Origin of the sequence: Comamonas sp. MYb396, from assembly GCF_037479555.1 — a bacterium.
In the GTDB taxonomy this organism is placed as follows: Bacteria; Pseudomonadota; Gammaproteobacteria; order Burkholderiales; family Burkholderiaceae_C; genus Comamonas.
Map to the genome: position 1 here is coordinate 692,822 of NZ_JBBGYU010000002.1, position 12,213 is coordinate 705,034.

Consider the following 12,213-nt stretch of genomic DNA (forward strand, 5'->3'; position numbering starts at 1 on the left):
GTAGATGTGAGCCCCTTATGACGATCGATAAAAACGCCCAGTTGTTTGAACGTGCCCGCCAGGTGATCCCCGGTGGCGTGAACTCGCCCGTGCGGGCCTTCAATGCGGTGGGCGGCACGCCGGCCTTCATTGCCCGTGCCCAGGGCGCGCACCTGTTTGATGCCAATGACAAGCAGTATGTGGACTACATCGGCTCCTGGGGCCCGATGATTCTGGGCCATGGCCACCCGCAGGTGCTGAGCGCCGTGCAGGCCGCGCTGCTCGAAGGCTTCTCCTTCGGCGCGCCGACCGAGCGCGAGATCGCGCTGTCCGAAGCCATCTTGAAGCTGATGCCGTCGATGGACATGGTGCGCCTGGTCAGCTCCGGCACCGAAGCGGGCATGAGCGCGATCCGCCTGGCGCGCGGCTTTACCGGCCGCAACAAGATCATCAAGTTCAACGGCTGCTACCACGGCCACGCCGATGCGCTGCTGGTCAAGGCCGGCTCGGGCCTGGCCACCTTTGGCGCTTCATCCTCGGCAGGCGTGCCCAGCCATGTGGTGCAGGACACCATCGTGCTGGAGTACAACGACATTGCCCAGCTCGAAGAGGCCTTTGCCAAGTACGACGGCCAGATCGCCTGCGTGATCATGGAGCCCATTGCCGGCAACATGAACTTTGTGCGCGCCAGCACCGCCTTTACCCGCCGCATCAGCGAGCTGACCAAGGAACATGGCGCGCTGCTGATCTACGACGAGGTGATGACCGGCTTCCGTGTCGCCCTGGGCAGCGCGCAGAGCCTGTATGCGCAGCAGATCCCCGGCTTCAAGCCCGACATCACCGTGCTGGGCAAGGTGATTGGCGGCGGCATGCCGATGGCCGCCTTTGGCGCGCGCCGCGAGATCATGGAAAAGCTCTCGCCGCTGGGCCCGGTCTACCAGGCCGGCACCCTGTCGGGCAACCCGATTGCCACCGCCTGCGGTCTGCAGACCCTGGCGCTGATCAGCCAGCCGGGCTTCCATGAAGCGCTGCATGCCAGGACCGGCCAGCTGATGGCCGGCCTCAAGGCCGAGGCCGATGCCGCCGGCGTGCCCTTCAGCGTGGACCACCAGGGCGGACTGTTCGGCTTCTTCCTGCTGCCCGAGCTGCCCAGCCACTACGAGGCAGTGATGAAGAGCGACAAGCCGCTGTTCAACAAGTTCTTCCATGGCATGCTCGCGCGCGGCCACTACTTTGCGCCAGCGCTGTACGAGGCCGGCTTTGTCAGCAGCGCGCATACCGATGCCGACATCCAGGCCACGATCGAAGCGGCCCGCGAAGTCTTCAAGACCTTGTAAGCCACGCCCCCCTCCTCCGCCAGCGCTTCTGGCGGGCATAAAAAAACCTCGGCATGCCGAGGTTTTTTTGTGGTCTGTCGCAGGCGATCAGTCGTCGCTGCCACCCAGTTGCATGATCAGGCGCAGCACATACCAGAACAGCAGGGCCACCGATGCGAACAGGTGCAGGGCCGCGCCAGCGGGGCGGTCTGCAGGGTAGTGGCGCATGATCTGCGAGGTGTCATACAGCACGCAAGCGCCGGCAAACAGCACCATCGCGCCGGAGAACCAGATCCCCAGCTTGAAGCCGAACACGACGCCGGCCAGGATGATGCCGATGGCCACCAGGCCACCGATCTTCAGGAAGCCGCCCAGGAAGGAGAAGTCCTTCTTGCTGGTGAAGGCCGTGAAGGTCAGGCCTGCGACCAGTGCCAGCGTGGCAACCGATGCCGCCTGGATGGAGCCGGGGGCAATGATGCTGGCCATCGCCAGCATCGGCGCGAAAATGAGCGACTCGGCAAACACAAAGCCGCCCAGCGCCAGGTACTGCACGCCGGTGCTTTCCGAATTGTCCGCCGCATTGGTGGCGAGCCAGCCCACCACCATGAAGGCGCCCATCACCGCGAGCCAGCCCCATTTGCTGACACCCAGCATCTTGAGCATCGCAAACGATGCGCCGCTGGCGTAGAGGCCAAACGACAGCACGGCAAAAGCCAAGATGGCTACGGCCAGATGGCTGTAAGCCGCCTTGATGAATTGACCACGGCTGTTGGCCTCGGTCAGGCCACCGCCGTGGCCGGCGTATTCGGGAAAGTTCATGCATCCTCCTTCAGGTCTATGTCGAAGCAGTATCGCAGATTTGCTTTACAAAGCTGGGCCTTTCCAGGCCCTGCCTACGGGCATTGCCACTGGGCACAAAAAAGCCCGCGTAGAAGCGGGCTCCAGAGCATCGCTGCAGCAGGCCATCAAGGCGGGCTGGCAGCCGGGGTCTTGGCGGGACTGAGCGCCATCAGCCAGCCGGCCATCAGCTCGGCCTGCTCCTGCGTGATCTGCGGGTGGCGCGGCATCACAATGCGGCCCCATTCGCCCACGCTGCCTTCGCGGATCTTGCCGGCCAGATAGGGCACGGCATCGTCACGGCCGGCATAGCGCTTGGCGATGTTGCGAAAGCCAGGGCCCACCACATCGAGCTCCATCGTGTGGCAGCGCATGCAGTCGCTGCTGCGGGTGACCAGGTCACGCCCCTTTTGCAGCTGCGGGCTGGCTTCGATCAGGCGGTCGGCCGCCGTCACCTCGGGCTTGGGCCGGATGATGAGCCGCCCGATATTGAACATGCCCAGGCCCACCACCAGGGCAAAGGCCACGATCAACACACCGAGCCAGCGCGAGCGGCGCGGGGTGTCGTTGTCGGGATCGGTGCTGGGTTGCGGGTCTGGGTGCTGCGAATCGCTCATGCTGGAAACGGCCCGGGGGCCAGCGCTGAAAACGGGCCGGCGAACGCGCAGGTTCACGGCCCTGGGTGAAAAGAGGCAGCGCCCTGGCAGGCGCCGCCTGTGTCATCAATGGCGGAAGTGGCGCACGCCGGTGAACACCATGGCCACGCCGCGCTCGTTGGCAGCGTCGATCACTTCCTGGTCGCGCATCGAGCCACCAGGCTGGGCCACGCAGGTGGCGCCGGCATCGACGACCACATCCAGGCCGTCACGGAAGGGGAAGAAGGCGTCCGACGCCACGACGGTGTTCTGCAGCGACAGCTTGGCCGCTTCTGCCTTGATCGACGCGATACGGGCCGAATCCAGGCGCGACATCTGGCCAGCGCCCACGCCCATGGTCATGCCGTTCTTGCAGAACACGATGGCATTGGACTTGACGAACTTGGCCACCTTCCAGGCGAACAGCAGGTCCTGCAGTTCTTGCGGGGTGGGCTGCTTGACGGTCACCACCTTCAGATCTGCCAGTTGCAGCTCATGGTTGTCGGCCGATTGCAGCAGGATGCCCGAGCCCACGCGCTTGGATTCAACGGCGTTGCGGCCCTGCTCCCAATCGCTGTTGCCGCCAGCGGGCAGCGCAATCTTCATCAGGCGCACATTGACCTTGGACTTGAAGATCTCCAGCGCTTCGGCGCTGAACTCAGGGGCCATCAGCACTTCGACGAACTGCTTGGACACGGCCTCGGCCGCTGCCTTGTCGACTGCGCGGTTGAAGGCGATGATGCCGCCAAAAGCGCTGGTCGGGTCGGTCTGGAAGGCCTTGGAATAGGCTTCAAACGCATCGGCACCCACGGCCACGCCGCAGGGGTTGGCGTGCTTGACGATCACGCAGGCCGGCACCTCGAAGCTCTTGACGCATTCCCAGGCGGCATCGGCATCGGCGATGTTGTTGTAGCTCAGCTCCTTGCCTTGCAGCTGCACGCCCGTGGCCAGCGAGCCGGGTGCGGGGTACAGATCGCGGTACCAGGCCGCTTGCTGGTGGCTGTTTTCGCCATAGCGCAGGTCCTGGATCTTGATGAACTGGCTGTTGCTCTGGCCGGGGAAGGCAGCGCGCTCGGGCACGTATTCTTCCGACAGCTTTTCGTCTTCGAAGGTAACCGACGACAGGTAGTTGCTGATCGCGCCGTCGTACTGGCTGATGCGGTTGAATGCGGCCACCGACAGTGCAAAGCGCAGTTGGTTGCTCAGCTTGCCGCCGGCCTTCAGCTCGGCGAGCACCGCGTCGTACTGGTCGGCGGCGGTGATCACGCCCACATCCTTCCAGTTCTTGGCGGCCGAGCGCACCATCGCTGGGCCACCAATGTCGATGTTCTCAATGGCATCGGCCAGGGTGCAGCCGGCCTTGGCGACGGTCGCCTCGAAGGGGTAGAGGTTCACCACCAGCAGGTCGATGGTCTCGATGCCGTGTTCCTTCAGCGCAGCCATGTGCTCGGGCAGGTCGCGGCGGGCCAGCAGGCCGCCGTGCACCATGGGGTGCAGGGTCTTGACGCGGCCATCGAGCATCTCGGGGAAGCGGGTGACCTCGGCCACCTCGGTCACGGGCAGGCCCTGGTCGGCCAGCAGCTTGGCGGTACCACCGGTGGACAGCAGTTGCACGCCCAGCGCATGCAGGGCCTGGGCAAACTCGACAATACCGGTTTTGTCGGAAACGGAAATCAGGGCTTTCATGTCAATCACTTCAAAGATAGAAACAGGCTTGTGCCGCATGCGCAGCGGGCGCAAGCAGCACTGAAATCAGGGCGCGAGTCAGAGCATCTTGTGCTCGACCAGCTTCTTGCGCAGCGTGTTGCGGTTCAGGCCCAGCCACTCGGCGGCCCGTGACTGGTTGTTGTCGGCGTGGTTCATCACCACCTCCAGCATCGGGCGCTCCACCATGCGCACCACCATCTCGTACACGCGGTCCGGCACCTCGCCTTCCAGATCCTGAAAATAGGTCTGCAGGCTGTCCCGCACGGACTGCTCAATCGTCGTCTTACTCATACAAAGTCATCACTCATTGTTGTTGCTTGGGCCATCGCACTCCCGCTGGCCTCTGGTGCTGGTGCCATGCCAGGCAGCCGGTCCATCTGTTGCCCCAGGGCTAACAGGTAATCGGCTACGGCCTGCCATTGCGCCGCACTGTTGTCAATCACATTCATCTCGCGCCGAAACGCATCGCCCCCCGGCAGATCGCGCACATACCAGGCAATGTGCTTGCGCGCCGAGCGCACGCCCGTGCTCTCGCCGTACAGCGCATAGTGGTCCTGCAGGTGCTCGAGCAGATGGCGGCGCAGCTCGGCCACCAAGGGGGGCGCGAGCAGCTCGCCGGTCTGCAGAAAATGCACGATCTCGCGAAAAATCCAGGGGCGGCCCTGGGCCGCCCGTCCCACCATCACCGCATCCGCACCAGTGAAGGCCAGCACATCGCGCGCCTTGGCCGGGCTGGTGATATCGCCATTGGCAACCACCGGCACCGACACCGCCTGCTTGACGGCACGGATCGTGTCGTACTCGGCCAGGCCCCGGTAGCCCTGCTCGCGCGTGCGGCCATGCACGGTGAGCATCTGGATGCCCGCCTGCTCGAACTGGCGCGCCAGCTGCACGGCATTCTTGTGGTCATCGCTCCAGCCGGTGCGCATCTTCAAGGTCACCGGCACGCCATGGGGGGCGGCAGCCTCCACCACGGCTGCAGCAATCTCGACGGCCAGCGGCTCGTTTTGCATCAGCGCCGAGCCGGCCCATTTGTTGCAGACCTTCTTGGCCGGGCAACCCATGTTGATGTCGATGATCTGCGCGCCGCGCTCGATGTTGTAGACCGCCGCCTCGGCCATCATCGGCGCGTCGGTTCCTGCGATCTGCACGGAGATCGGGCCAGGCTCGCCAGCATGGTTGGCGCGGCGGCTGGTCTTGAGGCTGTCCCACAGGTCCTTGCGGCTGGTCACCATCTCGCTGACCGCATACCCCGCCCCCAGCGCCTTGCACAGCTGACGAAAAGGCCGGTCCGTCACGCCCGCCATGGGCGCCACAAACACGTTGTTGGCCAGAGTATAGGGACCGATGTGGACGGACATGGAATGCAAAAAGCGAGCACTTCGCCACCGAAGTGCTGGTTGTTGTGGTGAGGGGAAGGGGCAGATTGTACTGCTTAAAAAAGTAGCAAACATCCAATCTACCCGCTTGACATTTGGGAATGCCCAAAAAATGGGCGACGGGGCGCCCACTGGCAACGCCCCAGAGACGCCCCAAAGGCGCGCTTGGCAGCCGCAGTGAGCGCTCCAACGCCTCGGCCGCAAGCGCTTGTCCAGATGGCATTTTTCGGCCTCTTGACTGACACGGCAGCGGTCCGCGGCGCCGCTGGCGGGCGGCCCCCAGCCGCTACACTGGCAGCCATGGAAGCTTGGATTCAACAGTTGCTGACATGGCTGGCCCTGCCGCAGTTCGGGCTCAGTACGGTCTTTATCGTGGCCCTGATCTCGGCCACCTTGTTGCCGCTCGGCTCCGAGCCCGCTGTGGCCGGCCTGCTACACCTGAACCCCGATCTGTTCTGGCAGGCCATCTTGGTGGCTACCGCCGGCAACACCCTGGGCGGCGCCATCAGCTGGTGGACCGGCGCGCTGGCCCGCACCGCCTGGTACAAGGCCCGCAGCCTGCGTAAGGTTGGGCTCGACCCCACCGACCCCAGCCAGCCCCCTACCCCACCCAACAAGCAAAGCCGCCACCAGCGCATGGCCCGCATCTGGTTGCGCAAGTTTGGCGCCAAGGCCTGCCTGCTCAGCTGGCTGCCCATCGTCGGTGATCCGCTCTGCGCCGTCGCCGGCTGGCTGCGCCTGCCGTTCTGGCCCTGCGTGTTCTATATGGCGGTGGGCAAGTTTTTGCGCTATCTGGTGATGACGGCCACCATTTTGCATTTCTGGCCTTCGTGAAGTCGCGCTGAGCCCGGCGCCCACCTCTGCCGCACTAAGAGTCGCTAACACGATCCAGCAAGCCGAAGGTTTGCGGTTGAGACTAGGCGCCAAGCCGCAGGCAGTACAGACGTACGACAAGGCTTGGTAACGACGTATCAAGGGTTGTGTTGGCGACTCTAATCCACCCGCAGGCCCAGCTGCTGCCCCACGGCCGCATAGCGGTCGATATCGCTGGCAATCACCCGCCCAAACTCAGCCGCACTCTGCTGCACCGGCGTGTAGCCTTGATCGCGCAGCCACTGCTGCATCGCAGGCTCGGCCAGGATCTGCGCCAGCTCCGCATGCATGTGCTGCACGACCGCATCGCTGGTGGCGGCAGGCGCCAACAGACCATGCCACTGCTCCACGCTGAAACCGGCTGCACCTTGCTCGGCCACAGTGGCAACCTGGGGCCACTGCGCCAGGCGCTGGGGCGCAGTGATGGCAATGGCGCGCACACGGCCGGCCTCGATCAGCGGCGCTGCGCTGCTGGCGGTGACCATGCCCATGGCGACCTGGCCGGCGGCCACGGCGGTGATGGCCGGCCCGCAGCCCTTGTAGGGCACATGCTGCAAATGCAGCTGCGCGGCCTGGGCCAGCATTTCACCGGCCAGGTGCTGTGGCGTGCCATTGCCGCAAGACGCAAACGGCAGCTGCAGCCGCTGCGCCGAAGCGCGCACATCGGCCAGATTGTGCAGCGCGCTGGCCTGCGGCACCACCAGCACCGAGGCGATCGTGCCCACATTGAACACGGCCTTGAAATCCTGGCGCGGGTCAAAATCGAGCTGGCGGTAGACGGCCGGGTTGATCGCGAACGAGCTGTTCACCATCAGCCAGCTGCTGCCATCGCCCGGGGCCTGCGCCACATGGCGCGCGCCAATATTGCCGCTGGCCCCGGGGCGGTTTTCCACCACCACGGTCTGGCCGATACGCTGCTGCAAGGCGGCGCCCAGTTTGCGCGCGAGCAAATCCGTGCCGCCGCCGGGCGGAAAGGTCACGACGATGGTGATGGGCTTGTCAAAGCGCGCCGCCGCCATGCTGCTGCCGCCCAGCCACAGGCCAGCTGCAATGCAGGCCACAGTGGCGCTGGCGACCCACCACCAGGAAAAGCGTCGGAAAACTCGGGGCATCACAGGCCTCCTTCCAGGTTATGCCAGGTGTTCGGGGGATTGAGGGCCAGCTCAGGCATCCAGGCCAATATCGAGCACCTTGGCGCTGTGCGTGAGCCAGCCCACTGCGATCTGGTCCACCCCGGTGGCGGCCACCTGGGGCGCCGTCTCGGGCGTGATGCGGCCCGAGGCCTCGGTGACGGCCTTGCCCCGGCACATGGCCACTGCCGTGCGCAGGGTCTCCAGGTCCATGTTGTCCAGCAGCACCACATCCACCCCCAGCTGCAATGCCGCATCGAGCTGCGCGAGCGTGTCCACCTCGAGCTCGATCTTGACCATATGACCGACGCCCGCCCGGGCGCGGCCCACGGCGGTGGCCACATCGCCAGCCAGCGCAATGTGGTTGTCCTTGATCAACACGGCGTCATCCAGCCCAAAGCGGTGGTTGCTGCCGCCGCCCACGCGCACGGCATACTTTTGCAGCGCACGCAGCCCTGGCATGGTCTTGCGCGTGCAGGTCACCCGCGTGCCATAGGGCTGGATGGCCTGGGCGATCGAATAGGTGGCGCTGGCCACACCGCTCAGATGGCAGAGGTAGTTCAGCGCCGTGCGCTCGGCCGTCAGGATCGCCCGGCTCTTGCCGTGGATGCGGGCGATCTCCATGCCAGGCGCCAGCACCGTGCCATCACCGCACAGCGGCTCAAACACGAGACCGCTGTCGAGCAGATGAAAGGCCAGCCGCGCCAGATCCAGCCCCGCCAGCACGCCCGCTTGCCGCGCGACCAGGCGCAGGCTGTCTCTGGCGTCAGCCGGCACTATCGTGTCGGTCGTCAGGTCACCGGCGCGGCCCAGGTCTTCGAGCAGCGCCATGCGCACCAGCGGCTCCAGCATCACATCGGGCAGAGGAGGAACGGGCAGCGCAGCGGTTTGATTAATGCTCATTTTGAGTATTTATAGAGTAAAAAAGGGGCGCGCCAGCTTTGTACCAGTCGCACGGGGATTTATGCTAGACCTGAGCATAAATACTGTCAAGCGCTGACCCCTGATGGCCTGTCACCTGCGATCAGGCTTTCATAGAGAAATTGGGGTGCTCAGCCGCGTGCCAGCGGCAGCTTGTTGCCCGCCACTGCCCGCTCCACCAGCACATTGCGGCGAAAGCGAAACAGCTTGGCAGGGCGGCCTGCGCCCTGGCTGCTGATCTCGCCGGTCTCTTCGACCAGCGCCTGCTGCTCGATCAGGCGGCGAAAGTTCTGCTTGTGCAGGCTGCGCCCGGCCAGTGCCTCCACGGTCTGCTGCAGCTGCAGCAACGAGAAACTGTCGGCCATCAGCTCGAACACCACCGGGCGGTACTTGATCTTGGCCCGCAGCCGCGCCATGCCGGTGGCCAGAATGCGGCGGTGGTCATTGCGCATCGCCGTGCCCAGCAAGGTCTGGCCTTGGGGGGCCGCCATGCCATCGCGCCAGGCCTCAGCCACGAGGCCCGCTTCAAACAGCAGCTCGTAGCGCTGCAGCACCAGCTCTTCGTTCCAGTCGTTGCCGTCGAGGCCAAAGCTCACACAGGCCCGCTCCCAGCGCGCGCAGGCCGCTGCCTTCTCCGCCGCCTGCTCACTCCAGGCCTGCAAGGCGGGTGCAATGCGCTGGCCCAGCATCGCCGGCGCGCCACTGCGCCAGTCCTCCCAGGGGAAATAGCGGTACCAGTCCTGCCAGCCCGGCTGGGCCTGGCCGGCATCGTCCAGCTCGCGCGTCAATGCCAGGTAGCTGATGGAGATGGCCCGCATACCCAGCTCCTGCGAGCGGTCGCGGTCGGCAAAGGTGTAGAGCTGCTCGACAAAGCCCAGCGGGTGGTGGGTCTGGGTCTCCACCCAGGCGCGCAGGCTGGCCTGCAGCGAGCGGTGGTTGGCGGTGAAAGGCCCCGCTGGCAGCGTCTCGCCCGCCTGCGTGGTCAATATGCGCGGCTGCCCGCCCGTCACCGCCACCAGCACCGCCACCAGATCGGCCTGCACCGAATGCTGCTCGCGCTCGGCGGCGCTTTGCGCAAGGGGCGCGGGCGCAGCAGTGGCTAGTGTGTTGGCGGCAGGTGGGGTCACCAAAGGGGGCTTTCAAGAATCGATGGACGGGGCTGCGCCTGCAGCGACCGCCAACGGGGCCACAGTCTGGCAAGCAGCGGCTATCTTATAACGGCTTGCCGCGCTGCTCTGCCATCCCGCTGCCACATGCGCATGAGCGCAAGGCGCCATGAAAAAACCCGCTGACAAAGCAGCGGGCTCGTGGGGTTCGCCAGCACGCAGCGAGTGCGCGCAGGCAGTGTCGTCGCCAAAACGGTCAGACGTTGAAGAGGAAGTTCAGCACATCGCCATCCTTGACGATGTATTCCTTGCCTTCGGCGCGCATCTTGCCCGCTTCCTTGGCGCCTTGCTCACCCTTGTACTGGATGTAGTCATCAAAGGCGATGGTCTGGGCGCGGATAAAGCCGCGCTCGAAGTCGCCGTGGATGACGCCAGCGGCCTGGGGTGCGGTGGCGCCCACGGGCACTGTCCAGGCGCGCACTTCCTTCACACCGGCGGTGAAGTAGGTTTGCAGACCCAGCAGGGTAAAGCCGGCGCGGATCAGGCGGTTGAGGCCAGGCTCTTCCAGGCCCATTTCCTGCAGGAACATGTCGCGGTCTTCGTCGCCCATCTCGGACATTTCTGCCTCGATCTTGGCGCAGATGGCGACCACGGGCGCGCCTTGCGCTTGGGCATAGGCCTTGAGGCTGTCGAGCAGCGGGTTGTTCTCAAAGCCGTCTTCGCTGACGTTGCCGACAAACATCGCTGGCTTGGCGGTGATCAGGCAGAACTGCTTGAGCAGCGGCGCATCTTCCTTGGACACGGGCACGATGCGGGCAGGCTTGCCCTCGTCGAGCACGGCCTGGATGGGGGTCAGCAGCGAGACCAGCTTGGCGGCTTCCTTGTCATTGCCCGACTTCGCCGCCTTGCTGTAGCGGTTCAGCGCCTTCTCCACGGTGGCCAAGTCGGCCAGGCAGAGTTCGGTCTGGATGACTTCGATATCGGCGATCGGGTCCACCTTGTTGGCCACGTGGATCACGTTGGGGTCTTCGAAGCAGCGCACGACGTTCACGATGGCGTCGGTTTCGCGGATATGGGCCAGGAACTGGTTGCCCAGGCCTTCGCCCTTGGAGGCGCCTGCCACCAGGCCGGCGATGTCGACAAACTCCACGATGGCCGGAACCACGCGCTCGGGCTCGACGATCTTGGACAGCTGGTCCAGACGCGGATCAGGCACTTCCACCACGCCGGTATTGGGTTCGATCGTGCAGAAAGGATAGTTTTCGGCGGCAATCCCTGCCTTGGTCAACGCATTAAAAAGGGTGGACTTGCCAACATTGGGCAAACCGACGATGCCGCATTTGAGGCTCATGGCAGTGCTTTCTCTATTCTTTCGGACAAACCCGGTATTTTAAGCCGACTGCATGGCAATCGCGAATCCAGGCGTATTAACGGGGGGCCTCAGTCAAACTGCAGGGCGCCGCCGACAGCATCACCCACCCGCAGCACCCCGCCCGTGCCCGCTGGCACATAGGCGTTCATGCCAAAGGTCACGGCGCCATCCAGGCGCTCATCGTGGCGGTAGGTCTGCAAAGTGTCGGTCACGCTGGTACCGCTCGCAGCGGTGGCCGGGTCGATATCGGGGATGGGGCAGCGCGCGCAGGGCTTGACGAGGGGCAGATCGGCCCATAGCTGGCTACCCGGGCCGCCCTGCTGTACCGACAGGCTCTCGATGCGGTCTTCGTCATGCGACTGGAAACCGTCGACGACGATATTGGCACGAAAGCGCTCAGCCACCACTGGCACCTCGCCCGCCTGGCGCAGGCGCTCGTTGAGCTCATTGACCGAGGCCTGGCTGACGACCAGCACCGGAAAGCCATCGGCAAACTGCGTGGGCGCATCGGCCCCGCCCGTCCACTTCTTGCTCGCCAGCCGCAGCGCCTGCGGGGCCATGCGCACCAAAGTGCATTCCGTCTGCAAGAACGCGCTGAACCAGGCATTGACCGCATCGGGCGCCTGCAGACCCGTCACCCGGTCATCCCAGACGCGCACCGCGCGCTCGGGGCCGCTAAAGGCCATGTCCACCTGGAGCGGGTCCATGCCCGGGGCGGTGACCGTCATCACGCCATCGGCAATGGCCGGCTGCACCAGCACCATGCGGGCGATTTCGCGCTGCGAGATGAATTCGCCCCGGCCATCGACGAGCATAAAGGCCCGGTCATGCTCCAGGCCCGTGGCCAACAGGCGTGCGCTTTGCACGGCGATGCCGGCACAGGATTTGATGGGAAAAACCCACAATTGGCCAATATGGCCGGTGACATCAAAAAAATCGCTATTTGCCATGCTGCTCT

Annotated in this window: 12 protein-coding genes; 2 read left to right on the forward strand and 10 right to left on the reverse strand. The window is 64.8% G+C overall.

Annotated features, from left to right (window positions below; all coding sequences use genetic code 11):
- The first annotated feature begins 17 nt into the window (after positions 1-17).
- The gene (hemL, locus tag WH265_RS07300) at positions 18-1,316 is read left to right on the forward strand and encodes a glutamate-1-semialdehyde 2,1-aminomutase (protein WP_339557804.1); all 1,299 of its coding nucleotides are present in this window, start codon (positions 18-20) and stop codon (positions 1,314-1,316) included.
- An 87-nt stretch (positions 1,317-1,403) separates the two neighbouring features.
- On the opposite strand, the gene WH265_RS07305 is transcribed toward hemL, so the two are convergent.
- From WH265_RS07305 to dusB, 5 genes are all read right to left on the reverse strand, one after another.
- Positions 1,404-2,114, reverse strand: coding sequence for a Bax inhibitor-1/YccA family protein (locus WH265_RS07305; protein ID WP_133855272.1), 711 nt, complete (start codon positions 2,112-2,114; stop codon positions 1,404-1,406).
- Positions 2,115-2,260: 146 nt separating this feature from the next.
- Entirely contained in the window at positions 2,261-2,749 is a 489-nt protein-coding gene (locus WH265_RS07310; RefSeq protein WP_133855271.1) for a c-type cytochrome, read from the reverse strand.
- Between the two features lie 105 nt (positions 2,750-2,854).
- Positions 2,855-4,453 carry a bifunctional phosphoribosylaminoimidazolecarboxamide formyltransferase/IMP cyclohydrolase gene (purH, locus tag WH265_RS07315; protein ID WP_339557805.1) on the reverse strand — a complete coding sequence of 533 codons (1,599 nt, stop codon included), beginning with the start codon at positions 4,451-4,453 and terminating at the stop codon, positions 2,855-2,857.
- A gap of 78 nt (positions 4,454-4,531) precedes the next feature.
- Entirely contained in the window at positions 4,532-4,765 is a 234-nt protein-coding gene (locus WH265_RS07320; protein WP_021027292.1) for a Fis family transcriptional regulator, read from the reverse strand.
- Positions 4,762-5,835 carry a tRNA dihydrouridine synthase DusB gene (dusB, locus tag WH265_RS07325; RefSeq protein ID WP_339557806.1) on the reverse strand — a complete coding sequence of 358 codons (1,074 nt, stop codon included), beginning with the start codon at positions 5,833-5,835 and terminating at the stop codon, positions 4,762-4,764. The genes WH265_RS07320 and dusB overlap by 4 nt, the downstream gene beginning before the upstream one ends.
- Positions 5,836-6,153: 318 nt before the next feature.
- Between dusB and WH265_RS07330 the strand changes: the two genes are divergently transcribed.
- Entirely contained in the window at positions 6,154-6,687 is a 534-nt protein-coding gene (locus tag WH265_RS07330) for a YqaA family protein (RefSeq protein WP_339557807.1), read from the forward strand.
- A gap of 158 nt (positions 6,688-6,845) precedes the next feature.
- Here the strand turns inward: WH265_RS07330 and WH265_RS07335 are convergent, their stop codons facing one another.
- The 5 genes from WH265_RS07335 to WH265_RS07355 form a co-directional block, all read right to left on the reverse strand.
- Positions 6,846-7,745, reverse strand: coding sequence for a tripartite tricarboxylate transporter substrate binding protein (locus WH265_RS07335; protein WP_445228498.1), 900 nt, complete (start codon positions 7,743-7,745; stop codon positions 6,846-6,848).
- Positions 7,746-7,889: 144 nt separating this feature from the next.
- Entirely contained in the window at positions 7,890-8,759 is an 870-nt protein-coding gene (nadC, locus tag WH265_RS07340; RefSeq protein ID WP_339517310.1) for a carboxylating nicotinate-nucleotide diphosphorylase, read from the reverse strand.
- 149 nt (positions 8,760-8,908) lie between these two features.
- The gene (locus tag WH265_RS07345) at positions 8,909-9,820 is read right to left on the reverse strand and encodes an NUDIX hydrolase (protein ID WP_339557877.1); all 912 of its coding nucleotides are present in this window, start codon (positions 9,818-9,820) and stop codon (positions 8,909-8,911) included.
- 319 nt (positions 9,821-10,139) lie between these two features.
- On the reverse strand, positions 10,140-11,234 hold the full coding sequence (gene ychF, locus WH265_RS07350) for a redox-regulated ATPase YchF (RefSeq protein ID WP_021027298.1): 1,095 nt from the start codon (positions 11,232-11,234) through the stop codon (positions 10,140-10,142).
- Between the two features lie 89 nt (positions 11,235-11,323).
- Positions 11,324-12,205: an MOSC domain-containing protein gene (locus WH265_RS07355; RefSeq protein ID WP_339557809.1), complete on the reverse strand. Its 882-nt coding sequence runs from the start codon at positions 12,203-12,205 to the stop codon at positions 11,324-11,326.
- Positions 12,206-12,213: the final 8 nt, after the last annotated feature.

Bases quoted from the DNA above. Each gene is read 5' to 3' on its own strand.
- ychF (WP_021027298.1), bottom strand. From the start codon at position 11,234: ATGAGCCTCAAATGCGGCATCGTCGGTTTGCCCAATGTTGGCAAGTCC.
- dusB (WP_339557806.1), bottom strand. From the start codon at position 5,835: ATGTCCGTCCACATCGGTCCCTATACTCTGGCCAACAACGTGTTTGTG.
- WH265_RS07305 (WP_133855272.1), bottom strand. From the start codon at position 2,114: ATGAACTTTCCCGAATACGCCGGCCACGGCGGTGGCCTGACCGAGGCC.
- WH265_RS07330 (WP_339557807.1), top strand. From the start codon at position 6,154: ATGGAAGCTTGGATTCAACAGTTGCTGACATGGCTGGCCCTGCCGCAG.
- hemL (WP_339557804.1), top strand. From the start codon at position 18: ATGACGATCGATAAAAACGCCCAGTTGTTTGAACGTGCCCGCCAGGTG.
- purH (WP_339557805.1), bottom strand. From the start codon at position 4,453: ATGAAAGCCCTGATTTCCGTTTCCGACAAAACCGGTATTGTCGAGTTT.
- WH265_RS07310 (WP_133855271.1), bottom strand. From the start codon at position 2,749: ATGAGCGATTCGCAGCACCCAGACCCGCAACCCAGCACCGATCCCGAC.
- WH265_RS07320 (WP_021027292.1), bottom strand. From the start codon at position 4,765: ATGAGTAAGACGACGATTGAGCAGTCCGTGCGGGACAGCCTGCAGACC.
- WH265_RS07335 (WP_445228498.1), bottom strand. From the start codon at position 7,745: ATGGCGGCGGCGCGCTTTGACAAGCCCATCACCATCGTCGTGACCTTT.
- nadC (WP_339517310.1), bottom strand. From the start codon at position 8,759: ATGAGCATTAATCAAACCGCTGCGCTGCCCGTTCCTCCTCTGCCCGAT.
- WH265_RS07355 (WP_339557809.1), bottom strand. From the start codon at position 12,205: ATGGCAAATAGCGATTTTTTTGATGTCACCGGCCATATTGGCCAATTG.